This is a genomic window from Microbacterium sp. NPDC055665, from assembly GCF_053618035.1.
This window is the reverse complement of the sequence record NZ_JBSHGY010000008.1, coordinates 38,428-61,834: the sequence shown is the minus strand read 5'-3', so window position 1 is coordinate 61,834 and position 23,407 is coordinate 38,428. Positions and strand designations below refer to the sequence as shown.

Here is a 23,407-nt window from a genome sequence, read left to right as displayed (position 1 = left end):
CCGCGAACGGGGACGGATGCCGCGAACGGGGAACGGGCGCCGCGAACGGGAACGGGCGCCGCGAACGGGAGGATGCGGCGAACGGGAGCGGATGCCGTCAGCTGAGCGTCACCGCGAGGTCGATGAACAGCGCCGCCGACCAGCCGAACGCGGTGGTCGCGCGCCCCGCCTTGAACCCCGTATGCGGATTGAAGTACTCGTGCGGGCCGCCGCCGTGGATCACGAGGCGCACGGTCTGCTCCCGCAGCTCCCGTGCCCGCTCGGCGTACCCCGACGCTTCGAGGCCTTCGGCGACCAGCATGCTCGTGTTCACCCACACCGGTCCGCGCCACATCCGCTCGTCCGAGAAGTCGGGATCGGATGCCGCCACCGTCGGAAGCCCCCACGGCAGGGCGAACCGCGAGGGATCGTCGACGGCCGCGCGCAGCGCCTCGGCGACCGGCCCTGGCAGCGCACCCGTGAGCAACGGCATCAGCCCCACGACCGTGTCGCTGAGCTGCGGCTCCCCTCCACCGAAAGCGAGGAACCGCCCACGCTCGTCATCCCACATGCGCAGCAGCAGCTCCTGCGTGGTCGCGGCCCGTTCGCGGAACCGCGCCACGTCAGCATCCGGCTCGTACCTCTCGAGCAGGTCCGCGAGCTCCCGGTCCTGCCGCACGAGATACGCGCCCAGGTCGGGCGCGGCCGTCGGCAGCGGACCGTCGAAGATCGGGCTGTCATCGAGCCCCGAGGAATACGGATGCCCGTACTCCGGCATCCCGTCGCGGTCGAGGTCGCTCCCCGCGAACCACCAGTCCTGCGAGCGGACGACTCGTTCCAGCTGCGTGCGCGCGTATTCGGGCGCATCCTCGACCTCGAGCACCTTGCGCAGCGCCCACGCGGCGAGCGGCGGCTTCGTCAGCGGCACCGGCGCGCTGGGGTCGGCGATCTGCGACCCCGCACGGCGCAGGTTGTCGCGGTCGCTCTCGGGCAGGTCGTCGCTGGTCGCGAGCACCCCGAGCTCGTGCACCACGTCGGGCAGCTGCCCGTCGGGCTGCGGGAACCGGAACGCGATGTCGAGCTGTTCGCGCGCGAGCTCGGGGTCGCCGTGCCGTAGCCCCACCGCGATGAAGTACGCATCCCACTGCCACAGGCCGACGTACCCGATCTTCGACGGCACGATGGCCCGCGCGTCTCCGAGCGAGGGCAGCTCGACGATGTTCGCCCCGAGCACCCACCAGCAGAACGCGGTCATCTCCTGCAAGTCGTCGCGCACGGTCGGGCACTTCGCGAACCAGTCCGCCCAGATCTCGTCGGACGCGGCGAGCGCCGCCGAATGGTCGCCCGATTCGATCGAGACCGTGCGGTCTGCGGCGATGCGCAGCCGGATGCCGTCGCCGAGCGGATGCTCTTCGACCCTCCCGTCCGGTCGCCGCAGTCGCACGCGCACTCCCGCTCCTGAGCCCGCCGAAGGGCCGAGGCTGAGCGTCGAGGGGTCGGCGAACGTCAACGTCGCCACTTCCCCGAAGGACACTCGCGCCGGGTGCACGCCGGTCACAGGCAGCACCTCTCCCGCCGCATCCACCACGATCACTGCATCCAGCACCCGGCATTCCGACAGTCGCCGCTCGTACTCCGAGGTGTGCACGCGCACACCCTCGCCGTCGTCCGAGCGGAACACCAGCACGCGCGAGCGCGGCAGTGTGAACGGTGCGGAGACCAGATCGAGGTGGCGCCCGGCGAGGGCGGCAGCATCCGTCATCATCGTCCTCCGAGGCCCGACGCGGCCATGCTGTTGAGGATCTTGCGCTGTCCGATCACGAACACGATCAGCATCGGCACGGTCGCGATCGCCGAGGCCGCCATCACGAGTCCGTAGTTGATGGATCCCTGCTGACCTTCGAAGGCGTTCAGCAGCAGCGGCACCGTGAACAGGTCGGGCGAGTTCAGCAGCACGAGCGGGAACAGGAAGGCGTTCCAGACGTCGAGCGCCACGATGATGCTGAGCGCGGCAAGACCGGGCTTGAGGTTCGGGAGCACGACGCTCCAGAAGATGCGCCACCGGCCGGCACCGTCGACGATCGCCGCCTCTTCGAGCTCGCGCGGCAGGGCCAGCACGAACTGCCGCATCAGGAACACCGCGAACGGGTTGGCCATGATGCCCGGCACGATCAGCGCGAGGTGCGAGTCGACCCAGCCGAGGTTCGACATCAGCAGGTAGAACGGGATGAGCGTCACCTGCTTCGGGATCATCTGCGTCGCGAGGAAGACGATGAAGAGCACCTTGCTGCCGCGGAAGCGGATGCGCGCGAACGCATAGCCGGCCATGGATGCCGTGAGCAGCGTGCCCACCACCACGAGGATCGCGATGTACGCGCTGTTCAGATAGGCCTGCCCGAACGGCACCGCGTTCCAGGCCTGCGTGTAGTTGTCGAACGTCCAGGGGTCCGGCAGGAACTGGAGCGGGTTCTTCAGCAGCTGCGGCAACGTCTTGAACGAGGTGAGCAGCATCCAGATGAACGGGAACACCATGCCGATCCCGGCGATGACAAGCACCACGTGCAGCACGGTCGAGCCGACCCTGCGGCGCGCGCGGTCGGCCGCGGGACCACCCCGGCCGCGCGAACGATAGCCGGGTGCGGTGATCGCGATGGTGGAGTCGGTCGCCGGAGCGGGACCGGTCAGGGGAGGCGTCTGGATGCTCATGCGGGGTCATCCTCGTAGTGGACGAACTTCTTCTGCGCGCCGAACTGCACGGCGGTGATCGCGAGGGTGAGCACGAGCAGGATGATGCTCGCGGCGCTCGACGGACCGAACTCGAAGCGCCCGAAGCCCAGATCGAAGATGTGGTACACGATCGTGCGGGTCGCGTTGTCAGGGCCGGCATCCTGCACGAGCACGTAGACCGTGTCGAAGGTCTGCAGAGAGGAGATGAACGCGACGACCGATGAGAAGAACACGATCGGCGAGAGCAGCGGCAGGCGGATGCTGGTGAACAGCCGCCAGGGGCCGGCGCCGTCGATCCGCGCAGCCTCGATCACCGCGGGCGAGATGTTCTGCAGCCCGGCGAGGAAGATCACGACATTGAGGCCCATCGACGACCAGATCGTGACGATGCAGACGGCGAGGAGCGCGAGCTTCGGGTCCTGCAGCCAGTCGGGAGGGGTGACGCCGAAGACCTTCGAGATCGTGGTGGAGAGCAAGCCGTCGGCGCGGAACATCTGCTGCCAGATCATCGCGACCGCGACCGTGGAGGTCACGACCGGGGCGAAGAAGAGGATCAGGTAGAGCGTGCGGGTCTTGAGCTTCTCGAGTGCGACCGCGACGACCACCGAGAGCCCGAGGCCGATCGGCACCGTGACGACGGCGATGATGAGGGTGTTGATGATCGCGCGGCCGAGCAGCGGATCGGTCAGCTGGTCGGCGAAGTTGGCGAAGCCCACCCAGGTGAGGTCGGTCAGTCCGTCCCAGTCCGCGAAGGCCAGAACGAGGCTGGCGGCGAAGGGCAGCACGACGAACAGTCCCATGCCGATCATCTGCGGGCCGACGAAGACGTACCCCCACAGTCGGTCGCGGCGGCGCCAGAGCGCCTCCTTGCGCAGGGGCGGGGCGGATGCCGCAGGGGTGACCTGCGGCATCCGCCCGTTCTCGGTGAGAGTGCTCACTCCTACTTCTCCGACCGTTCCTTGACCACGTCCGCGATGGTGTCGAGGGTGGCCTGTGCGTCGGTCTTGCCCTGATAGAGCTTCAGGAACTCGTCGGCGATGGCGGTCGGCAGACCGGGGACACGCGCCTCGGCCGGGTAGTCCTCGAAGCCGATGTCGCGCATGTCGAGGAACGTCTGGGCGTGAGCAGGGTAGTCGCCCTCGAGCACGACCTCGTCGGCCCCCTTGATCGACGGGACCGCGTTGCCGCCGCCCTGGAGGCGGAACGTCTGCCCCTCGGCCGAGAGGAACTCAGTCCAGAACGTGAACGCGGCGTCCTCGACCTTCGTCTTGCCGTTGATCGCGAGGAAGCTGGTCGCCACACCGGTGGGGGCGGGCTCGCCATCCGGCGTCGGCCACTGCACGATGTCGTAGCTGTCCTTCTCGCCCGTCGCGTCGACCGTGCCGATCGTGTAGCGCCCCTGCACGAAGAAGCCGGCCTTGTGCGTGACGAAGACGCTGTCGGCCCCGGCACCGTCCGGCAGGGTGTCCGCGACGACGAACGTGCCGTCTTCGAACAGGTCGCCGAGCTGCTGCACCGACTCGACGGTGGCCGCATCCTCGTTCGCGACGAACGCGCCGGAGTCGTCGTACGGGGCATCCAGGCCCTGAGAGGAGAGCCAGCTCCAGTGCGTCGCCCAATAGTTCCAATACATCGTGCCGGTGAGGCCGGCCTCGTGGAGCTTCTTGTTCATCTCGAGGAACTTGTCGGTGGTCCACTCGCCGTTCTCGGCCAGGGTCGCCGGGTCCTCGGTGATTCCGGCCGCCTCGAGCGCCTTCTTGTCGTACCAGAACACGTCGGGGTTCGAGTCGTTCGGAGCGGCGTAGACCTCGCCGTCGTTCTCGGCGGCGCCGAAGAGCCCGGGGAAGAAGTCGTCCTTCTTCGTCTTGCTGTCCTTGGAATCCATCAGGTCACTGAGCGGCATGAGGCGGTTCGAGTCGACGAACTGGCCGATCTTGTCGTCGCCCACGTAGAACACGTCGGGAGCGGTGTTGCTCGTGAGCTGCGCGAGCAGCTTGGAGTGGTAGTCGCCGTAGTCGGCCACGGGCTGCAGCTTGACCTTGATGTCGGGGTGACGCTCCATGAAGTCCTTGTTGAACTCCTCGTACCGGGTGAGCTCGTCGGCGGTGCCCCAGGTGGACCAGACGACAGTGGCGTTGCCGTCGGCGTCGACGCCACCGCCGCCGCCTCCGCCCCCACCGCTGCACGCGGCGAGTCCGAGTGCCAGAGCGCCGGCGGCACCCAGTGCCAGATACCGCGTCACGTTCGCACGAGCCATCTCGCTACCTCTTTCATCATTGGAAGATCAGGTCGGGATCACGCCTTCGGGCGTACTGGTATTCTGTATACAGAACGCAATCGTGTCAAGGATCGGCCCTCCCGCCTCCCGGCATCGAGACCTTCTCGTGACGTGCGCACCGCGCAGGGCGCAGACTGGCACCATGACCGAACCCGACCCGCACCTGCTCGGCCCCGGACTCCTGCCGACGCCGTTCACCGCCGCCGAGATCCGCGAAGCCACCGGATCGGGGAAGACGATCCGGCTGCTCCTGGAGGGACCGGACGGCCCGTTGGGGGAACACATCAACCGCTTCCACGACACCGACGACGAGGGCGCGACCCTCGACCGGTGGGCCGCTGCCGACCCGAAGGCCGTGGTCTCGAACCGGGTGACCTGGGTGGAGCTGCAGGGGCATGCGGCCTTCGACGCGGGGACGACGAGCGTGTCGACGGTGACGCTGACGACGCCGCTCGGACAGCTCACGTGCCGCCGATACGACACCGACGACGGCGTCTTCTGGTTCTCGATCGATCACCCCGGGATGCCGGTGCAGTACGAGGCCGACGGCATGCGGACGACGGTGCAGAGCATCGAGTCCGACTGAGCCCGGCCGCACCCGGCCGGTGGGACGTACGATTCGCCGACGGGATGACGAATCACCGAGGTTCCCGCACCGAACCCTCGGTTCATCGTCATCTCGTCGGCGGATCGTCACGCCGAACGGATGCTCAGTGCCCGGCGGCGCCGACCACCACGAACTCGTTCGGCACGACATCGAGGGTCGCCTCGGCCGAGACCTCACCGGTGTGCAGGTCGACCGCGAGGATGCGGTCCTTCGCCGGCTCGGTCACATAGGCGACATCGCCGACCACGTGCAGGCCCGGATGCGGCTGCTGCCACTCGGTCGGGCTCTCCCACGGGTCGATGACACTCCAGGTGTCGACGAGCTCACCCGACTCGTCGAGCAGTGACAGGCTGCCGTCGGCCCCGAGCACGACGACGTTGTCGTGCGCGTCGCGCCCGACCCCGCGCCAGGTGTACTCCACGCCTTCCGGGAGGTCGACGATCGACATCGTCTGCGCCGCGGTGTCGATGCGCGCGAGCTGCGACAGCAGGTACCCCTCCTGGTCGGGGTCGGTCTTGTAGTCGCCGAAGGCGATCGCGCTGGTGTCGGTCACGTACGCGTTGCCGGTGCGACCGAACTCGTCGGGGGCATCGACCTTGGTGAAGGCGCCGGCGTCGAAGAGCAGCACCCCGTCTTCGCAGCCGAACATCACGACCTCGTCTTTGAGCGCGCCCTCGCCGTGCACGCTCGGGCACTGCTCGTTGCGGGCGAGCTCGGTGCCGTCGGCCGCGAGGTGCCGCACTCCGCTGCGGGCCTCGGCCGTACCGATCGTCGAGAGGATGCTGCCGTCGGCGAGCTCGAGAGCGACGCCGTGGTGGGCCGCCTCCGAGGTGATCGTGTCGACCTCGGGAAGCGTGCCGGTGCCGACGGCATCCGTGTCGAAGATCCGCACCTCGCCGGTGCCGTCGTCGAACAGGGCCGTGCGTCCGGCGTGCGGGACCGCGTGTCCGGCGGCTTCGGCATCGAACACCTCGCCGGTGAACTCGACCGCGCCGGACGCGAGGCCGGAGTCGAGCACATGGAATCCGTCTTCGGCCGTGACGAAGACGTGGCCGTCGTGGTCGCCGGCGCCGTTCACGCGCAGGAAGCCGTCGAGCTCGACCTGCCCGATGGTGTCGAGGGTCTCGCCGTCGAGCACGAGCACACCCCCGTCATAGGTCACGGCGATGCGGGTGTCGCCCTCGTGATGGTCGTCCGGCGCGGAACCTGCGGTGTTCTCGGCGGCGGGACCTGAGGTCGCGCATCCGGCGAGCGCCACGGCGGCGATCACGCCGAGGGCGCCGATCGCGAGGCGGCTGCGGGGTCGGGACATGGATCGTCTCTCTTTCTTCTGGGTGGGTGCGCGGGATGCGCGACGACGACGGAGTCGTCGAGGGATCAGCCGACCTGCTGCACGAACCGGGGGTCGAGGTCGGCGAAGGTTCGGGTGACGGCGCCGTCACCGTGGTCGATCTCGTGCACGGCCCCGGTCGCCGGGTCGGTCACGTAGGCATGCTGGGCGTCGACGAGCAACTGCACGCGGTCGCGCAGCGCGGGGTCGGTGACGGATGCTGCCAGCAGCGGCTCCGTGCGGGCGAGTACCGTTCCGTCCGGCGCGAGCACCCGCACGCGACCGTCGGCATCGATCGCGACCGTGCGGCTGTCGTCGTCACCGAGGGCAGCAGCCTGCACGAGGGGCACGTCCGAGGGGAGCAGCATCCACTGCCGCTGTCGCACGTCGAGCAGCCAGGCGCCCTGAGCGCCCGTGACACCCGCGAGGTCGGGGCGGTCGGTGCGGCCGGCGAGGCTGGTCACGGGGGCGGTCGCCGCGGGGTACGGGATCGTCTCGGCAGCAATGGCGCCGCCCACCTCGCGGGTGAACAGCACGGCCCCCTCGGTGCAGGTGAACACGGCGCCGACGCGAGTTATGTCGGCGTCCGAGGGGTCGGTGCACGGGGTCGCAGCGTCGGCGACCGGGGAGCCCGCGGAGTCGAGCAGTTCGATCGTCGAGCCGGCTGTCGGCACGAGCAGATGGTCGGCGAGGAACGCCACGGGGCCGGAGGCGTCGACGGTCGCGCGTGGGGCGGCATCCAGTCCATCGGCGAGAGCGTCGTGGGCGAGCAGGACCAGCTCCCCGCTCGCGAAGGCGACCGTCGCCCGCTGCTCCCCTGCGACGACCCGGACGTCTCCTTCGCCCTCAAGGGTTCCGAGGGAGCGGGGCTCGCCGCGGAAGGAGTGGGTGTGATCGCCGTGCGGCACGGTCCAGCGGGCGGAGTCGATCACCTCGACGGCGGTGCCACCCTGCGCGTCGTGCACACGGTAGAGGAGGCGGCCGTCGCCGAAGAGGCCGGTGACATCGCCGTGGCCCGGCGCGAGGGTCGAACGCTCCTCGGTGTCGAGGTCGAGGAGAGTGAGCTCGCCGTGCCGGTCGGCGATCACGAGGGCGCGAGCCGGGGCGGCGACCTCGGCCGCGCCTCCCCCGTCGATGCCGTGCGCGTCGGGGGCCGCCGGTGTCGCCGGTGCCGGAGCGGACGGCGCACAGGCGGTGACGCCCAGCAGCAGCGCGACCGCGGCAGCGAGGGGTGCGGTGGCGGTGGATGCGGCGAGGGAGGGGGCGCGAGGGAAGTGAGAGTTCATGTCTCCGTCACTTTATTGAGAACGATTCTCGTTATCAAGTCAAGGCGGTTGGCGCGGGGCATGTGTGGCGAAATGAAGCCGTCTTCCCGAACGGGCCACACGGAATGAAGGAGAACTCTCGACATGAAGGAGCGTCGAGACCGATCACTCCTTCATTTCGTGCGAACTCCTTCATCCCGCGTCATACCCACGGACGAGGTGTCCGAACGTCGGCACCCCGGCGTAGGGTCGCAGCATGAGCAGCACAGCATCCCGAGAACGTCATGGCGTGGTTCCCTCCTACCTGCTCGCGCGCCTGGCCGAGTCGGGCCGTTTCCCCAAGGCCGCAGCCGCCGCGCGGCAGACGCTCACCTCGGGCCGCCCGCCCTTCCGCGCGCGCATCGACCTCTCGATCGACGAGAACGGAGACCTCGTCGCGCAGCTGTCGGATGCCCCGAACCGCACGATCAGCGATGCCGGCAATACGCAGCAGCTTCCTGGCGCGGTGGTGCGCGGGGAAGACGATGGCCCCGTGGAAGACACCGCGGTGAACGAGGCCTTCGACGGGCTCGGCGCCACGTTCGAGATGCTGCTCGCCGCGTTCCAGCGCAACTCCCTCAACGATGCCGGCGCCCCGCTCGATGCGACCGTGCACTACGGCATCGACTACGACAATGCGTTCTGGGACGGTGAGCGCATGGTGTTCGGCGACGGAGACGGTGAGGTGTTCCAGGGGTTCACCGGGTCGCTCACCGTCATCGGACACGAGCTCGCGCACGGCGTCGTGCAGCACACCGCGAACCTCGAGTACCAGGGGCAGCCCGGCGCGCTGAACGAGTCCATCGCCGATGTGTTCGGGGCCCTGACCGAGCAGTACGCGCTCGGGCAGACGGCCGACCAGGCGACCTGGCTCATCGGCGCCGAGATCTTCACCGACGCCGTCGAGGGTGCGGCGCTGCGCTCGATGATCGCGCCCGGCACCGCCTACGACGACGACGAGCTCGGCAAAGACCCGCAGCCCGACCACATGAGCGGCTTCGTCCGCACGACCGAGGACAACGGCGGGGTGCACATCAACTCCGGCATCCCCAACCGCGCCTTCGCCGTGTTCGCGACCGACCTCGGCGGCAACGCCTGGGAGCGCGCCGGCACGGTCTGGTACCGGGCTCTCACCGGAGGCCTGTCAAGCACCGCGACCTTCACGGAATTCGCCGACGCCACGGTCGCCGCAGCTACCGCGCTCGACGATGCCACGGCCGAAGCGGCTCGACGCGCCTGGAGCGCCGTGGGAGTCTATGAGGATGAGCGAGTCCCCTCCACCGACTGACACGCACGTCGTGATCGCGGTGGTGCGCTCGGGCGGCATCGCCGGCATCCGTCGTCAGTGGCGGGTGGAAGCCGAGCCCGACGACGCCGGGGAGTGGATCGACCTCATCGACGGCTGCCCGTGGGACGAGGAGACGGATGCCGGCACCGGCGCCGACCGCTACGTCTGGAGCATCCGGGCCCGCACACCCTCCGAGCGCCGAGAGCGAGACCTGCCCGATTCCGCACTCGACGGGCCGTGGCGCACGCTCGTCGAAGCGGTGCGCACGGCCGCCCGGCGCTGAACCCGCACGCTCCGGCATCCGATCAATCCGGTGTGAATCCGGCCCTGCCGCCGACGCGCAGGTTCACAATGGAGACCATGGGACTGTTCCAGCAGAAGCCGGAAGAACAAGAGAACCAATGGGTGCTGCCCTCTGAGCCGCTCGAGCGCACGGAGGCGGACACTCTCGACACGGCGCCCGTCGTCGATCCGCTGTCGATCGGTCTGGGCGCCGAGACCAGCGGCGACCTGAGCTCGGTCCTGTTCCCGGTCGCGCCACCGACCCCCGAGGCCGTGACAACCGAGAGCCGCGAACCCGAACCCGAAGACGACTGACCACCGGCACGCCGTCGCAGGATCACCTCGGCGACGGATGGCAGGCATCGGTTCCCTGCGCCCCTGTGTGCGAATCGACGAAGCGCCGCGCGGCTACGGTTGAGGGATGACGATCACCGCCGCCGCAGACGGCTCCGCCCTGGGCAACCCCGGCCCCAACGGCTGGGCCTGGTACATCGACGACGCGAACTGGGCAGCCGGCGGCTCCCCGCACGGCACCAACAACCAGGGAGAGCTGCGCGCGGTGCTCGAGCTGCTGCTCGCCACGGCCGGCACCGACGAGAAGCTGCTGATCGAGTGCGACAGCCGCTACGTGATCGACTCCGTGACCAAGTGGATGCCGGGCTGGAAGCGCAAGGGCTGGCGCAAGTCCGACGGCGGGCCGGTGCTCAACCGCGACCTGCTCGAGGGCATCGACGAGGCGATCCGCGGTCGTGACGTCGAGTTCTCGTGGGTCAAGGGGCACGCCGGACACCCGCTCAACGAGGCGGCCGACGAACGCGCGAACGCTGCCGCCAAGGCCTACCAGGCGAAGCAGGAACCGCGGCGAGGACCGGGCTTCACGATGGGGACGGATGGCGGTGCCGCCGTCGCCGGATCGGCCTCCGTCGCGGCCTCGGCACCGGCACCGACCTCGGTCGCACCATCGTCGGCCGCAACATCGCCGGCGGCAGAGTCAGGTTCCGCGCCCGCACGCGACGGTGGCGCAGTCGCGACCGACGACCGCGCCCGCTCGACGGCGGCAGCGGCAGCATCCTCCGCTCCCTCTCCCGCCGCAGCGGCGTCGCTCGCAGAGCCGCTCTGGGCCGAGGCCTCCGACCTGCTCGACGGCCTGGACTCCCCCGACGATGACCCGATCGAGTTGCGGATCCCGCTCTCGTCGGACGAGCACGCCCGCCTGCGCGACCGCGCCGAGGCCCAGGGCGTCTCGCTCGAAGAAGCGCTCCGCCGCCTGATCTGAGCGCCGAACTGATCGATCCGCGAGAGGCGTCGCGGCGCGTCAGCCGAGACGCTCGGGACGCGCGCCGATCCCGACGAACCGCCCGGTGATCCGTGACAGCCGCGGATGATCGCGCAGCATCCTCAGGGGAAGCGGCAGCGGCGCACCCGGGTCACTCGACGAGAGGACCGGGCCCTGCAACCGTCGCTGCACAGCCTGCGTGACGATCAAGGGCCAGGTACGTCGACGCTGGACCCGTCGCAGATCGGTCGGGCGCGGGGCGCGCTGTCTCAGCACCGGGCCGAGGATGCGGGCGGTGGCGACGGCGTCCTGGATCGCCAGGTTGATCCCCACTCCTCCGGCCGGCGACATGGCGTGCGCGGAATCGCCGATGCAGAGCAGTCCGTCGAGGTACCAGCGACGCAGCCGCTCCAGGCGCACACGCAGGAGGTGCACGTCAGCCGGCTCGAGGTGCGCGGTCGCCTGCCCGAGACGGGAGGAGAGGCGGCGGAGACGGTCGCGCATCCGCCGCATGTCGTCGGCGGAGCCGGTCCAGGTCCCCGCAGGGATCACATGGGCGATCTGGAAGAAGTCGGTGCGATCGATCGTGATGACCATGCCCGCACCCGCCTGGATGAACGGGTACCGCTCGTCGGCGGTCTTCGGCAGCCGGAACCAGAGCACGTCCATCGCGGCCGCCACCCCGACGGGCGAGAGTCCGGCCGCGGCCCGGAGTTCGGAGTCGCGACCTCCGGCATCGACGACGAGCCGAGCGCGGACGTCGACCCCGCCGTCCGGCCCGGTTCCGGTGACGCCGACGATCCGCCCCTCCTCGCGCACGATGCCGTCGATGCGGGTCGACCGCAGCAGGCGAAATCCGGGGAGTCGCTCCGCGGCCTCGGCGAGAAGATCGAGGAAGTCCCATTGCGGCATGAAGGTCATGACCTTTCTCGCCGTGGGCAGGTGCGAGAAGTCGGCCATCGTGAGCTCGGTGCCGTGCCAGCTGAGCGTGACCTTCGACATGTCGGCGTGCGGTCGGGCCAGGAATTCGTCGAGCAGCCCGAGCTCGCCCAGCAACTCCTGGGTCGACGGGTGGATCGTGTCTCCGCGGAAGTCGCGCAGGAAGTCGGCGTGCTTCTCGATCACGGTGACCCCGACCCCCTGGCGTGCGAGCAGGAGTCCGAGCATGAGGCCGGCGGGGCCGCCTCCCACGATGACGCAGTCGGTGTCGATTCGCGTGTCCATGAGCTCATGGTCCTGCGCCGGGTGCCACGATGCGAGCATGGTCAATAAAGCCGCCGGACGTCCGCGCGGGGCCTCGACCGCCCGCGCCCGGCTGCTGGATGCCGCGCAGCAGCACTTCGATCGCGGTGATCTCGGAACGATATCCTCGCGCCGGCTCGCAGATGAGGTCGGCGTCAGCCACACACTGGTCAATTATCATTTCGGCTCCCGCGACGGCCTCGTCGCAGCGACGATCGCCCTGCGTGCAGCACCGCACGATGTCGTCGCGCTGTCTCGAAGCGGCGACGGCCGCGGACCCGTCGACCCGTCTCGGCTGGCCCACGGCATCCTCGCGGTGTGGGAGCATCCCGAGCACGGCGCGCGCCTGGCGCAGTTCGCGCGCCGACTGGCGTCCGGGCACGGTTCTGCGGCATCGATCAGCGACTACATCCAGGCCTCCGTCTACGAGCCGCTCGTCGCCGACTTCGGACGCGAGCAGGCGCGGAGGATGGCGGTCGCGATCGTCGGTTTCCTCTTCGGCAGGTATGTGCTGGTGCTGCCGATGTTCGCGACACTCTCACGAGAGGAGGCCGGTGCGCTCCTCCTCTCGATGATCCGATGATCGCTCTGCGCGACGTCCACACGGATGCGCCGAGGTCCGATCCGTAGACTCGGCGGATGAGGAAACGGCGGGTGACGCAGCGGTGAAGGCGCGTACCGTCTTCGGCCTGCTCCGCCTCGGCGCTGCCGCCGTCTGCCTCGCGGCGCTGATCCACCGGCTGAGCTGGGGGCTCGCGTCGCACACGATCGCGAGCCAGAACTTCTTCGCCTATCTGACCAACCAGTCCAACATCGCGTTCGTCGTGCTGCTCACGATCGCGGGCGTGATCGCTCTGCGCACGGCGCGGGATCCGCGATGGCTCACGGTGGCGCTGGCCCTCGTGCTCACCTGGACGATCACGGCCGGGCTGGTCTTCGCGATCCTCGTCTGGCAGGCCGGGATCCGCGGCATCCGCATCGATGTCCCATGGTCGGATCAGGTGCTGCACTTCTGGCTGCCGGCGCTGACCGTGGCCGCGTGGGCGCTGGCGCCCGGCCACCGCTCGGTGCCGTGGCGAGTGGTCCCGGTGACACTCGCCTATCCGGTGCTGTGGGGGATCGCGACGATGATCCGCGGGCCGATGATCGGCTGGTACCCCTACTACTTCCTCGACCCGCGGCAGGTGAGCGGGCCCTTGGAGTTCCTCGCCTCGTCGGCGATCGCGCTCGGCAGCTTCGCCATCGTCTCCACCCTGCTCGTGCTCATCAGCCGGATGCCGCTGCCCAGACGCCTGCGGACGGATGCCGATGACGATGAGGATGCGCCGGACGGGTCACCGGCGGTCGACGGCGAGCGCGTGCCGGAGGAATCCGAGCGGGAGACGGCGACCGCGCGAAGCTAGTCGTGTCGGACGGCACGGCGCCGGACGGAACGGTGCCCGCGGAAGCCGCTCGATGGGGAGCGGCGGTCAGATCCAGAGCGTGAGCGAGGCCAGGGCTGCTTCGAGCGCCGCCTTCTCGTCGAGCGCTGCGAAGTCCGCGGCAGCGGTGCCCCCGACGAGGCCCACGAGCACGTTCTCTCCGGTGGTCGGCTGCAGGTTGATCCAGGTCGGGATCAGCACATCGGCTCCCACGGCATGCCAGACCGACTCCTCGTTCTGCCAGAACGGCTCGTCCCACCGCAGCCAGACCGTCTCGATCGCACCCATGCCGAGAGCGGCGATCGCACCGCGCTGCGAGAACGGAAGCGCCGGCTCGAACTCGATGCTGCGCTTCTGGAGCACACCCAGCGGCACGGTCACCACGACCCGGTCGAACGACAGGGCCTCGCCGGTGCCGAGGCGGATGCTGACGCCGGAGTCGTCGTACGCGATGCGGGCGACGGGGGAGCTCAGCCCCACCTGCACACCGTCGAGGGCGTGCTCCACGAACGGGGTGAGATCGTCGCGCGCCGCCTTCGGATCGCCGGTCGGCAGGGGCGGGGCCAGCCAGCTGGAGAGCACGTCGGCATCGGCTCCGGTACGGGTGGCGAGTATCGCGAGCAGGGCGGCGGTCGCGGGGTCGGCGGGATCGACGCCCGCCGCGGTCAGGGCGTCGGCGACCGAGGAATCTTCGGGTGCGGCCTGCGCGGTCGTCATCGCCGCGGTGAACGGCTGCGGGTCGACCGGGTCGATATCGGCATCCGGCGTGCGCCAGAGCTCGCCGGTCAGCTCGTCGATGCCGACATCGCCGCTGGTCAGCTGATCGAGGACCTCGGAGTCGTCCTCGCCGAAGAGCCAGGCCCCGAGCTGCACCGGCACCGGCCACGAGTCGTCGACCTGCGAGTGGACGCGTCCGCCGACACGATCGCGCGCCTCGAACACGGTCACCTGCACCCCGCGTTCGGCGAGCAGTGCCGCCGCGGTCGCGCCCGCGAGTCCGGCGCCGACGACGGCCACCCGCTCGCCCGAGCTCGACGGGATCATGAGCTCCTCCACGGCGCGCACACCCGAGGCGATCGCGCCGCGCACCGTGCCGGGAGCTTCCTCGTCGGTCGCCTCACCCGCGAAGAACACGCGGTCGTCGATGGGCAGACCCAGTGCGGTGCGGGTGCCGGCGACGACACCGACGGGGGCGAAGCTGGCGGCGCCCAGGGCGAACGGGTCGGTGGTCCAGGTGCTGCGGACACTGCCGGCCGGCGCGGGAACTCCGGGCGGCGGCTCGGGCTCGCGGGTGCGCGTGGGCGTCGGCGTGGGCGCGGGTTCGGGGGTGCAGGAGGCGAGAAGCACCGAAGCGACGCCGGCTCCGGCGCCGAGGAGCAGAGTGCGGCGCGTGATCCTCATCGTGTCGCCACTTTATCCCGGCGCGGGGGATTCTCGATCCCGCCGAGCGGTCCGGACCCCTCCGCCGCTGCGACACAGAACGACGACGCGGGTAACCGGGCGTAACCACCGGTAACCCCTCGACTCCCCCGTCGGCCGGTTCTCGCACCTCACATAACGTTTCACCACCAAGACCCCCACACAGCAAGGAGAGGCCATGACGGCATCCCGGAATCGGTTGCTCGGAGCGATCGCAGCGGCCGCGCTCACCATCACGCTCGCCGCATGCTCGACGAGCGCCGGCGGCTCCCCCGGCCCCACCAGCGGCGACGAGCCCGAAGCGGGAGGAACGCTCAAGGTGGCTCTCAACGCCTGGGCGCCGACCAACCTCGACCCGCACCAGCAGGGGAACTCGAACGACCCGCTCATCTTCCGTGCGATCTTCGACACACTGTTCTGGCAGAAGGAGGACGGGACCTTCGAGGGTCTGCTGGCCGAGTCGTACGACCTCTCCGACGACGGCCGCGTGTACACGATCCACCTGCGACCCGACATCACGTTCCAGGACGACTCGCCGCTCACCGCCGAGGTCGTGCAGCAGAACATCGAGCACATCTTCGATCCCGCCACGGCGGCGCCGCTGCAGGCGTCGTACCTCGGGCCGTACGAGAGCTCGAAGGCCATCGACGACCTGACCCTGGAGATCACGCTCTCCGAACCGTACTCCGCACTCATCAACGTGCTGTCGCAGGCATACCTGAGCATCATCTCGGGGAAGCAGCTCACCGAGGCGCCCGAGACGATCGTCGATCACCCGATCGGCACGGGGCCGTTCGAGGTCGTCGACTGGCGGGCGGACGAGTCCCTCACGCTCGAGCGCAACGACGACTACGCGTGGGCGCCGGAGTCGGATGCCGGAAGGACGGGAGCCGCCTACCTCGACGGCATCGAGATCAGCTTCGTCGCCGAAGACAGCGTGCGCTACAACGGCCTGGTGGCCGGTGACTTCGATGTCATCGACTGGACTCCGCCGCAGAGCGTGGAGTCGGTGCAGAGCAATGACAGCCTCGAGTTCACCAAGTTCGACCGGCCCGGCCACCCGTATTCGCTGTGGCTCAACGAGAAGAATGCTCCTCTCGACGACCAGGCGGTGCGGCAGGCGATCTTCGCCGGCCTCGACCGCAAGGCGATCATCGACGCGGTCTCGTTCGGGCAGTGGACGGTGGCGGATGGCTTCCTCGTCCCGTCGACGCCGAACTACGCCGAGAACAGCACCGCCACGTTCACCTACGACGTCGATCAGGCCAACGAGCTCCTCGACGACGCCGGCTGGTCCGAGGTCGACTCCGAGGGGTTCCGCACGAAGGACGGCGAGCGCCTGTCGCTCTACTTCCCCACGACGGGCGACGTGACGCAGGCCAACCAGATCCTCGAGATCGTGCAGGACCAGCTCAAGGACATCGGCGTCGAGGTGCAGATCGATCTGCTCTCGTCCGAGGATCAGCAGGCCCGCGTCGCCGCAGGCGAGCAGGACATCAGTGCCGGCATCTGGACCACGAACACCGCCGACGTGCTGTTCATCAAGTACAGCTCGACCGAGGTCACGACGCCTGAGCGCCGGGGGACCAACCAGACCAACACCGCCGATGCGGAACTCGACGAACTCGTCGCCGCGGCACGGGCATCGACCGACGCCGACGAGATCGCGGATCTGTACGCGCAGGCGCAGGAGCGTCTGACCGAGATCGTCCCCTCGATCCCGCTGTACTACCGCCCCTCGCTCGTCTCCTCGCAGGACAGCGTGCACGGTCTGGCATTCGACCGCGCCTACGGCAACCTCTGGTTCTACAACACCTGGAAGGAGGGCGCGGGTTCCTGACCGGAACCCGCCACCCCTTTCGGAGGGGATGCTGCCGGCGGATCACACGACGATCCATCGGCAGCATCCCGCGTCCTCCACCCCGAACTTCCGCCGGCGACCATCCCCCGGAGCCCCATGACCTCGACACGAACCGCCCACCACGTGGCGGGGTATCTGCGCCATGCGGCGCTGCGCGCCCTCGCCGGCATCGGAGTGCTCTTCGGCGCCATCAGCCTGGCCTTCGTGGCCCTCTACGTCCTCCCCGGCGACCGGGTCTACGCCGTCGTCGGTGGCGCGGAGGTCAGTCTCACCGCCGACCAAGAAGCGGCGATCCGCGAGCAATACGGTTTCGATCAGCCGCTCTGGGTGCAGTACGGCACCTACCTCGGACGACTTCTCACCGGAGACCTCGGCACCTCGTATCAGCGCGACCTTCCGGTCGTCGACATCATCGGGGAGCAGCTCGGCCCGACCCTGCAGCTCGCCGGAGCAGCAGCCGTCGTCACGATCGCCCTCACCGTCGCCGTCGCGCTGCTCACCGCGAAGCGTCCGATCCCGCACCGCGTCTCGTCCGTCATCGAGATCTTCTTCCTGTCGGCACCGGGATTCTGGATCGGCATCGTGCTGCTGACGATCTTCTCGTACTCCCTGCACCTGCTGCCCTCCGTCGGCAGCGACGGCCCCGAGACCCTCGTGCTCCCGGCGTTGATGATCGGTCTCAGCACCGCTCCCGCTCTCATCCAGGTCTTCCGTGGGGCACTCGAGGACGCGCTCGACGAGCCGTTCATCATCACCGCGCGCACACGGGGAGTGAGCGAGGTGACCGTGCGGCTCCGTCACGCACTGCGTCACGCGCTGATCCCCCTCAGCACGCTCTCGGGCTTCCTCATCGGCGGCCTGATCGGGGGTGCGGTGATCGCGGAGACCCTCTTCAGCCGGCAGGGAATCGGCCGCGTCCTGGTGACGGCCGCGAACGCCAGCGATGTCCCGCTGGTGCTCGGACTCGTGCTCCTCGCCGCGGCCGCCTACGTCGGCGTCAACTTCATCGTCGACCTGCTGTACCCGCTCATCGACCCGCGCATCCGAACGGAGGCACACGCATGAGCGTGACAGAACTCGCCCGCCCCAGTCTCGTCCTCGAGCAGACGCCGACCACCCCCGTGGACGAACAGCGCCCCCGACGGCGGCGCGCCCTCCGCGGCTACCCGGTCGGCTTCTGGATCTCCGTCGCCTTCTTCGCGGTCGTCGTGGTCGCGGCTATCGCACCCGCCGCCCTCGCCCCCTTCGATCCGCTGTCGACCGACACCTCGAACGTCCTCGCGCCGCCGAGCATCGCTCATCTGCTCGGTACCGACGAAGCCGGACGCGATGTTCTCAGTCGCATCATCTACGGCGCGCAGCCGGCGCTGTTCCTCGGCATCGGCGCGACGATCATCGCGCTGGGGGTCGGAAGCCTGATCGGGCTCGCCGCCGGACTCGGCAATCGGTTCCTGGATGCTCTGCTGATGCGCGTGACCGATGTGTCGCTCGCATTCCCCGAGCTGCTGCTCGCTCTGCTCATCATCTCGATCTTCGGCGGAGGGCTGCTCAACACGCTCCTCGCGATCGGCATCGCGGGAATCCCCAGCTACGCCCGGCTCGTCCGCGGCCAGACCCTCGCGATCCGCAACGCGGGCTACGTCGAGGCGGCGCGCGGCATCGGTCTCAGCCCCACGCGGATCGCTCTGCACCATGTGCTGCCCAATGCGATCCGCCCGGTGCTCGTGCTCGCGACGATCGGCGTCGGCACGGCGACCCTCGCCGGTGCGGCGCTCACCTTCCTCGGTCTCGGCGTCGCACCCCCCACCCCGGAGTGGGGATCGATGCTGTCGATCTCACGCAACTTCCTCGAGCGCGCGTGGTGGTACGGCATCTTCCCCGGACTCACGATCACCGCTCTGGTCGTCTCCACGACCACGATCGGCCGAACACTGCAGCGACGTCTGGAGGGGAAGCGATGAGCCGCCCCCTCCTCGACGTCGCCGGCCTGCGCATCGCATTCGGTCGCCATGCGGATCGTCTCGACGTCGTCCACGGGATCTCGTTCTCGATCGACGCCGGCGAGACCCTCGCGATCGTCGGCGAATCCGGCTCCGGCAAGAGCGTCACGGCACGCACGCTCGTCGGGCTCACCGGCCCGGACAGCGACGTGAGTGCGGATGCGCTGCGCTTCGGCGACCACGATCTCCGGACGGCCTCGAAGCGCGCGTGGCGCGGCATCCGCGGCGGTGAGATCGGGTTCGTCCTCCAGGACGCGCTCGTCTCGCTCGACCCCCTCCGGACGATCGGCCGGGAGGTCGAAGAGCCGCTGCGCGAACACTTCTCGTGGGATGCCGAGCATCGGCGCGAAGAAGTGCTCGCGCTGCTCCGAGATGTGGGGGTGCCCGAGCCGGAGCTGAGACGTCACCAGCGCCCCCACGAACTCTCCGGTGGCCTCCGCCAGCGAGCCCTGATCGCCAGTGCCATCGCTGCTCGGCCGCCGTTCCTCATCCTCGACGAAGCGACGACCGCGCTGGACGTGACCGTGCAGGCGCAGATCCTCCGGCTTCTCGAGCAGTTCAAGGAACAGGGGCGCACGCTTCTGCTGATCACCCACGATCTCGCCGTCGTCTCGCAGATCGCCGACCGAGTGATCGTGATGAAGGACGGGAGGATCGTCGAGACCGGCGCGACCGCCGAGGTGTTCGCCGGGGCTGCACATCCTTACACCCGCCGGCTCATCGCCTCGATCCCCTCGCACCGCCCACGCCGGGCGGCGACCGTCGTGGATCGTGCCGCACCAGAAGACGGGCACAGCCCCGCGGACACCGTCGCCGTGGCGCAAGTGGACCACATCGGCCGCACGTTCCGCCTTCCGGGCGGGTCCGAGCTGCGCGCGCTCGACGATGTGTCCTTCACCCTGCACCCGGGTCGCACGCTGGGGCTCGTCGGAGAGTCCGGATCGGGCAAGACCACCGCGGGCCGCATCCTGTTGGGCCAGGAGAGAGCGGATGCCGGAGAGGTCCGAGTCGTCGGCACCCGCTGGGCGGATGTCGAGGGGCGCGAGCGAGCCGCTCTCCGTCAGCGCATCCAGGCCGTGTACCAGGACCCGCTGAGCTCGTTCGATCCGCGGCATTCGATCGATCGGATCCTGACTGAGGCCGTCGGGGCGCTCGGCCGCCACGATCGTACCAGCCGTCGACGTCGCGTCCGCGAGCTCCTCGACCATGTCGAGCTGAGCGCACAGCTGCTCGATCGGCGACCGCTGCAACTGTCCGGTGGGCAGCGCCAGCGCGTCGCGATCGCCCGAGCTCTCGCCCTGGAACCGACCATCATCGTCGGCGACGAGCCGGTGTCGGCGCTCGATGTGTCGATCCAGGCGCAGATCCTCGATCTCCTCGTCCGCATCCAACAGGAGACGCACGTCGCCCTCTTGCTCATCTCGCATGATCTCGGTGTCGTGAACGCGATCAGCGATGAAGTGCTCGTGTTGAAGAACGGCAGGGTCGTCGAGCACGACTCGGTGTCGAACGTCTTCGACCGGCCACAGGCCGACTACACCAAGGAGCTGCTCGCGGCGATCCCGCGAATCCACGGCTCTCCCCAGCCCATCTCCCCCACGATTGGAAGCACCATATGACCGCCCCCACGCAGACCGCACCGATCAGCACCTATCAGCGCCTCGCCGAACGGTTCCGTCCGCTGTTCGCCGAGATCGCCTCCGGCGCGACGGACAGGGAGATCAACCGCACGCTCCCCTTCGAACAGATCCGGCTGCTGCGGGATGCCGGATTCGGCGCCGTGCGCGTGCCCGAGGAGTTCGGCGGCGACGGGGCGTCCGCGGTGGATCTCTTCCGTCTGCTCATCGAACTCGCCAGAGCCGACTCCAACGTCGCCCATATCTGGCGCGGACACTTCGCCTTCCTCGAAGTGCGGCTCACGCACGACGACCCGGAGTACCGCCGGCATTGGGGGGAGCAGGCCGTCGCCGGCGTGGTGGTCGGCAATGCACAGAGCGAACCGGGGAGCGGGGCGCCGACCGAGAGCAACACCGTGATCACCGAGAAGGATGACGGCACCCTCGTGCTCAACGGTGAGAAGTACTACAGCACGGGCACGATCTTCTCGGACTGGGCGAACGTCACCGCGCGATACCAGGACCATCACGCCACCATCGCGGTTCCGCTGAATGCGCCCGGCGTCACGATCCACGACGACTGGGTCGGGTTCGGCCAGCGCCTGACCGGAACCGGGACGACTGCCTTCTCGGAGGTCGTGGTCGATCCCGCACACCTCACGGTGTACTCGCCGGGAGCGCGCGAGCGGAGCTACATCTCCGGCTTCTACCAGCTCTTCCTCCTCGCCGTGGTGGCCGGTATCGGGCACGCGGCCGTCGACGACGCCGCGGAGTACGTGCGCTCGCGCACGAGGCCGCTGCTCAGCGGGGCGGCGGTGCAGGACGACCCGTTGTCGCACGCGGTGCTCGGCAGAGCGGCGGGATCCGCATTCGCGGCCGAGGCGGCCGTGCTGCACGCCGCGCAGAAGATCGACGATGCGTACCGTGCGGCGTTGGACGGCGTTTCGGAGAGGGAGCCGTTCGAGGCGGCCGACGTCGCCGCGTACTCGGCGCAGATCGCCGTGATCCCTCTGGTGCTGTCGGTGACCACGGATGTCTTCGACGTCGGCGGATCGTCATCCGTCGCGCAGAGCCGAGCGCTCGACAGGCACTGGCGCAACGTCCGGACGATCGGCGTGCACAACCCGATCGCCGCGCGACAGCGCGCGGTCGGGCACCGGGTGCTCTTCGGTGCACTGCCCGATCCGTTCGCCGAGCGTGAGGCTCGGGAGAGCGGAACGGGTGCGGTGCAGGATGCTGCGCCTGTCGGTGCCGCGGAGGAAAGTGCGGCCGTATCGGAGAGCGAGGGCACCGCGTGAGCGAGCGCGATCGGCCTCTCGTCCTGAGCCTGTTCGAGATGGCCTCCCCCGTGCACCTGTCGCACGGGCTGTGGACACATCCGCTGGATCAGCGTCACCGTGTCGCCGACATCGGGTTCTGGCGAGAGCTCGGCTCCCTGCTCGAGTACGGCACGTTCGACGAGCTGTTCCTCGCCGATGTGCTCGGCGCCTACGACGTGTTCGACGACGGACTCGGCACCGCCGTGCGAGAGGGGTTCCAGATCCCGGCGCTCGATCCCCTCATCGTGCTGGGCGCGCTTGCGGACGCCACCGATCACCTCGGGCTGGTCGCGACGTTCTCGACGACCTATGAGCCTCCTTTCGCGTTCGCACGACGGCTCGCCACACTCGATCACCTGTCGAAGGGGCGCATCGGCTGGAACATCGTCACCTCGTACCTCACGAACGCGGCGAGGAACTTCGGTCTCGCAGACCAGATCGAGCACGACGCCCGGTATGAGATCGCCGATGAGTTCCTCGAAGTCGTGTACCGCCTGCTGCTGCAGTCGTGGGATGACGACGCGATCACCGCCGACCGTGACAGGCGCGTCTACGCCGAGTCGGACGCCGTGCGCTACATCGATCATGTCGGCTCTCGGTTCCAGGTGGCCGGCCCGAGCCTGACCTCACCCAGCTCCCAGCGCGTACCCGTGCTCTTCCAGGCGGGCAGCTCGCTGCGGGGCCTGTCCTTCGCGGCGAAGCATGCGGAGGTCGTGTTCGTGGGCGGATCGACCCTCGACGACATCCGTGCGAACGTCGACGCGATCCGGGCGCAGGCGGCAGAGTTCGGCCGCGACCCCGACACGGTCTCCTTCCTCGCGGGAGCGCATGTCGTCGTCGCGGAAACCGAGCAGGCCGCGCGCGAGAAGGCAGCGGACTACGACCGATATCGCACACCCCGGGAGGCTCTCACGCAGCCCGCCCGTACCCCCGACCTGAGTCGCTACGAGCCGACCGAGCTCGTCGAAGACATCATCCGGCGGGAAGATCACGGGTATCGGCTGCTGATCCGGGAGTGGCGTCCTGGGCAGACGGTCGGCGAGCTCGTGGCGAAGGCGGCGAGCTCGCGGAAGGGCATCGGCGGCGACTGGTCGATCGTCGGCGACCCGGTGCAGGTCGCCACGCGGCTCGAGCAGATCGCCGACTACGCACACCTCGACGGTTTCAATCTGAGCCAGGATGTGAGCTTCGAGTCGGCGCGCGACTTCATCGAACTCGCTGTGCCGGAGCTGCGGCGACGCGGCCTCGCCCGATCGAGCTATCGCGACGGGGAGACGCTGCGGGAGCGCCTGTCGCGCGACCGGTCCGGAGCCCGTCCGCACCCGACCCACCCCGCGTGGGAGGTGTCGTCGCCCGTGCGGTGAACGATTCAGGAAGACTGTCCGTCCGGAACTCGAAAACCGGCCGATCCGTGGGGCGGATCGGCCGGTTTTCCTGAGTTGTGAACGCGATGCCGTG

At 69.2% G+C, this 23,407-nt stretch carries 21 protein-coding genes; 13 read left to right on the top strand and 8 right to left on the bottom strand.

Annotated elements, in window-relative coordinates; translation table 11 throughout:
• Positions 1-97: 97 nt before the first annotated feature.
• The 4 genes from ACWGO6_RS15675 to ACWGO6_RS15660 are packed head-to-tail and all read right to left on the bottom strand — an operon-like array spanning position 98 to position 4,963.
• Positions 98-1,744, bottom strand: a complete 1,647-nt coding sequence (locus tag ACWGO6_RS15675; protein ID WP_452327200.1) for an amylo-alpha-1,6-glucosidase — start codon at positions 1,742-1,744, stop codon at positions 98-100.
• The gene (locus ACWGO6_RS15670) at positions 1,741-2,685 is read right to left on the bottom strand and encodes a carbohydrate ABC transporter permease (protein ID WP_136042676.1); all 945 of its coding nucleotides are present in this window, start codon (positions 2,683-2,685) and stop codon (positions 1,741-1,743) included. The genes ACWGO6_RS15675 and ACWGO6_RS15670 overlap by 4 nt, the downstream gene beginning before the upstream one ends.
• Complete coding sequence (locus tag ACWGO6_RS15665) at positions 2,682-3,644, bottom strand: carbohydrate ABC transporter permease (protein ID WP_452327199.1); 963 nt, start codon at positions 3,642-3,644, stop codon at positions 2,682-2,684. Before ACWGO6_RS15665 ends, ACWGO6_RS15670 begins: the two co-directional genes overlap by 4 nt.
• A gap of 2 nt (positions 3,645-3,646) precedes the next feature.
• Positions 3,647-4,963 carry an ABC transporter substrate-binding protein gene (locus tag ACWGO6_RS15660; protein WP_136042674.1) on the bottom strand — a complete coding sequence of 439 codons (1,317 nt, stop codon included), beginning with the start codon at positions 4,961-4,963 and terminating at the stop codon, positions 3,647-3,649.
• 163 nt (positions 4,964-5,126) lie between these two features.
• Between ACWGO6_RS15660 and ACWGO6_RS15655 the strand changes: the two genes are divergently transcribed.
• Positions 5,127-5,570 (top strand): hypothetical protein, encoded by a 444-nt coding sequence (locus ACWGO6_RS15655; RefSeq protein WP_452327198.1) that lies wholly within the window; start codon positions 5,127-5,129, stop codon positions 5,568-5,570.
• A gap of 124 nt (positions 5,571-5,694) precedes the next feature.
• Here the strand turns inward: ACWGO6_RS15655 and ACWGO6_RS15650 are convergent, their stop codons facing one another.
• Positions 5,695-6,903: a hypothetical protein gene (locus ACWGO6_RS15650; protein WP_452327197.1), complete on the bottom strand. Its 1,209-nt coding sequence runs from the start codon at positions 6,901-6,903 to the stop codon at positions 5,695-5,697.
• A 65-nt stretch (positions 6,904-6,968) separates the two neighbouring features.
• On the bottom strand, positions 6,969-8,207 hold the full coding sequence (locus ACWGO6_RS15645) for a hypothetical protein (protein WP_452327196.1): 1,239 nt from the start codon (positions 8,205-8,207) through the stop codon (positions 6,969-6,971).
• 235 nt (positions 8,208-8,442) lie between these two features.
• Here ACWGO6_RS15645 and ACWGO6_RS15640 point away from each other — a divergent pair, with 235 nt between their 5' ends.
• The 4 genes from ACWGO6_RS15640 (at position 8,443) to ACWGO6_RS15625 (ending at position 11,071) form a co-directional block, all read left to right on the top strand.
• Complete coding sequence (locus ACWGO6_RS15640; RefSeq protein WP_136042670.1) at positions 8,443-9,513, top strand: M4 family metallopeptidase; 1,071 nt, start codon at positions 8,443-8,445, stop codon at positions 9,511-9,513.
• Positions 9,488-9,796, top strand: a complete 309-nt coding sequence (locus ACWGO6_RS15635) for a protealysin inhibitor emfourin (RefSeq protein ID WP_376102431.1) — start codon at positions 9,488-9,490, stop codon at positions 9,794-9,796. Before ACWGO6_RS15640 ends, ACWGO6_RS15635 begins: the two co-directional genes overlap by 26 nt.
• Positions 9,797-9,873: 77 nt before the next feature.
• On the top strand, positions 9,874-10,110 hold the full coding sequence (locus ACWGO6_RS15630; RefSeq protein ID WP_452327195.1) for a hypothetical protein: 237 nt from the start codon (positions 9,874-9,876) through the stop codon (positions 10,108-10,110).
• A 106-nt stretch (positions 10,111-10,216) separates the two neighbouring features.
• Positions 10,217-11,071: a ribonuclease H family protein gene (locus tag ACWGO6_RS15625; RefSeq protein WP_452327194.1), complete on the top strand. Its 855-nt coding sequence runs from the start codon at positions 10,217-10,219 to the stop codon at positions 11,069-11,071.
• A 39-nt stretch (positions 11,072-11,110) separates the two neighbouring features.
• On the opposite strand, the gene ACWGO6_RS15620 is transcribed toward ACWGO6_RS15625, so the two are convergent.
• Entirely contained in the window at positions 11,111-12,295 is a 1,185-nt protein-coding gene (locus ACWGO6_RS15620) for an FAD-dependent monooxygenase (protein WP_452327193.1), read from the bottom strand.
• Between the two features lie 37 nt (positions 12,296-12,332).
• Between ACWGO6_RS15620 and ACWGO6_RS15615 the strand changes: the two genes are divergently transcribed.
• Positions 12,333-12,896 carry a TetR/AcrR family transcriptional regulator gene (locus tag ACWGO6_RS15615; protein WP_452327192.1) on the top strand — a complete coding sequence of 188 codons (564 nt, stop codon included), beginning with the start codon at positions 12,333-12,335 and terminating at the stop codon, positions 12,894-12,896.
• A gap of 82 nt (positions 12,897-12,978) precedes the next feature.
• Positions 12,979-13,716, top strand: coding sequence for a Pr6Pr family membrane protein (locus ACWGO6_RS15610; protein WP_452327191.1), 738 nt, complete (start codon positions 12,979-12,981; stop codon positions 13,714-13,716).
• 66 nt (positions 13,717-13,782) lie between these two features.
• Here the strand turns inward: ACWGO6_RS15610 and ACWGO6_RS15605 are convergent, their stop codons facing one another.
• Positions 13,783-15,135, bottom strand: a complete 1,353-nt coding sequence (locus ACWGO6_RS15605) for an FAD-dependent oxidoreductase (protein WP_452327190.1) — start codon at positions 15,133-15,135, stop codon at positions 13,783-13,785.
• Positions 15,136-15,331: 196 nt separating this feature from the next.
• Here ACWGO6_RS15605 and ACWGO6_RS15600 point away from each other — a divergent pair, with 196 nt between their 5' ends.
• The 6 genes from ACWGO6_RS15600 (at position 15,332) to ACWGO6_RS15575 (ending at position 23,313) form a co-directional block, all read left to right on the top strand.
• Complete coding sequence (locus ACWGO6_RS15600; RefSeq protein ID WP_452327189.1) at positions 15,332-16,993, top strand: ABC transporter substrate-binding protein; 1,662 nt, start codon at positions 15,332-15,334, stop codon at positions 16,991-16,993.
• A gap of 117 nt (positions 16,994-17,110) precedes the next feature.
• On the top strand, positions 17,111-18,079 hold the full coding sequence (locus ACWGO6_RS15595; RefSeq protein WP_452327188.1) for an ABC transporter permease: 969 nt from the start codon (positions 17,111-17,113) through the stop codon (positions 18,077-18,079).
• The gene (locus ACWGO6_RS15590; RefSeq protein ID WP_452327187.1) at positions 18,076-18,975 is read left to right on the top strand and encodes an ABC transporter permease; all 900 of its coding nucleotides are present in this window, start codon (positions 18,076-18,078) and stop codon (positions 18,973-18,975) included. The genes ACWGO6_RS15595 and ACWGO6_RS15590 overlap by 4 nt, the downstream gene beginning before the upstream one ends.
• Positions 18,972-20,633 carry a dipeptide ABC transporter ATP-binding protein gene (locus ACWGO6_RS15585; RefSeq protein ID WP_452327186.1) on the top strand — a complete coding sequence of 554 codons (1,662 nt, stop codon included), beginning with the start codon at positions 18,972-18,974 and terminating at the stop codon, positions 20,631-20,633. Before ACWGO6_RS15590 ends, ACWGO6_RS15585 begins: the two co-directional genes overlap by 4 nt.
• A complete protein-coding gene (locus tag ACWGO6_RS15580) occupies positions 20,630-21,928 on the top strand; it encodes an acyl-CoA dehydrogenase family protein (protein ID WP_452327185.1) in 1,299 nt (432 codons plus the stop codon). Before ACWGO6_RS15585 ends, ACWGO6_RS15580 begins: the two co-directional genes overlap by 4 nt.
• Complete coding sequence (locus ACWGO6_RS15575) at positions 21,925-23,313, top strand: NtaA/DmoA family FMN-dependent monooxygenase (protein WP_452327184.1); 1,389 nt, start codon at positions 21,925-21,927, stop codon at positions 23,311-23,313. Before ACWGO6_RS15580 ends, ACWGO6_RS15575 begins: the two co-directional genes overlap by 4 nt.
• The last annotated feature ends 94 nt before the right edge of the window (positions 23,314-23,407 follow it).

What these genes read in the sequence shown, in the direction of transcription:
- ACWGO6_RS15675 (WP_452327200.1), bottom strand. Translation starts at nt 1,744, where the DNA reads ATGATGACGGATGCTGCCGCCCTCGCCGGGCGCCACCTCGATCTGGTC.
- ACWGO6_RS15670 (WP_136042676.1), bottom strand. Translation starts at nt 2,685, where the DNA reads ATGAGCATCCAGACGCCTCCCCTGACCGGTCCCGCTCCGGCGACCGAC.
- ACWGO6_RS15660 (WP_136042674.1), bottom strand. Translation starts at nt 4,963, where the DNA reads ATGGCTCGTGCGAACGTGACGCGGTATCTGGCACTGGGTGCCGCCGGC.
- ACWGO6_RS15655 (WP_452327198.1), top strand. Translation starts at nt 5,127, where the DNA reads ATGACCGAACCCGACCCGCACCTGCTCGGCCCCGGACTCCTGCCGACG.
- ACWGO6_RS15650 (WP_452327197.1), bottom strand. Translation starts at nt 6,903, where the DNA reads ATGTCCCGACCCCGCAGCCGCCTCGCGATCGGCGCCCTCGGCGTGATC.
- ACWGO6_RS15645 (WP_452327196.1), bottom strand. Translation starts at nt 8,207, where the DNA reads ATGAACTCTCACTTCCCTCGCGCCCCCTCCCTCGCCGCATCCACCGCC.
- ACWGO6_RS15640 (WP_136042670.1), top strand. Translation starts at nt 8,443, where the DNA reads ATGAGCAGCACAGCATCCCGAGAACGTCATGGCGTGGTTCCCTCCTAC.
- ACWGO6_RS15635 (WP_376102431.1), top strand. Translation starts at nt 9,488, where the DNA reads ATGAGCGAGTCCCCTCCACCGACTGACACGCACGTCGTGATCGCGGTG.
- ACWGO6_RS15630 (WP_452327195.1), top strand. Translation starts at nt 9,874, where the DNA reads ATGGGACTGTTCCAGCAGAAGCCGGAAGAACAAGAGAACCAATGGGTG.
- ACWGO6_RS15625 (WP_452327194.1), top strand. Translation starts at nt 10,217, where the DNA reads ATGACGATCACCGCCGCCGCAGACGGCTCCGCCCTGGGCAACCCCGGC.
- ACWGO6_RS15620 (WP_452327193.1), bottom strand. Translation starts at nt 12,295, where the DNA reads ATGGACACGCGAATCGACACCGACTGCGTCATCGTGGGAGGCGGCCCC.
- ACWGO6_RS15615 (WP_452327192.1), top strand. Translation starts at nt 12,333, where the DNA reads ATGGTCAATAAAGCCGCCGGACGTCCGCGCGGGGCCTCGACCGCCCGC.
- ACWGO6_RS15605 (WP_452327190.1), bottom strand. Translation starts at nt 15,135, where the DNA reads ATGAGGATCACGCGCCGCACTCTGCTCCTCGGCGCCGGAGCCGGCGTC.
- ACWGO6_RS15600 (WP_452327189.1), top strand. Translation starts at nt 15,332, where the DNA reads ATGACGGCATCCCGGAATCGGTTGCTCGGAGCGATCGCAGCGGCCGCG.
- ACWGO6_RS15595 (WP_452327188.1), top strand. Translation starts at nt 17,111, where the DNA reads ATGACCTCGACACGAACCGCCCACCACGTGGCGGGGTATCTGCGCCAT.
- ACWGO6_RS15590 (WP_452327187.1), top strand. Translation starts at nt 18,076, where the DNA reads ATGAGCGTGACAGAACTCGCCCGCCCCAGTCTCGTCCTCGAGCAGACG.
- ACWGO6_RS15585 (WP_452327186.1), top strand. Translation starts at nt 18,972, where the DNA reads ATGAGCCGCCCCCTCCTCGACGTCGCCGGCCTGCGCATCGCATTCGGT.
- ACWGO6_RS15580 (WP_452327185.1), top strand. Translation starts at nt 20,630, where the DNA reads ATGACCGCCCCCACGCAGACCGCACCGATCAGCACCTATCAGCGCCTC.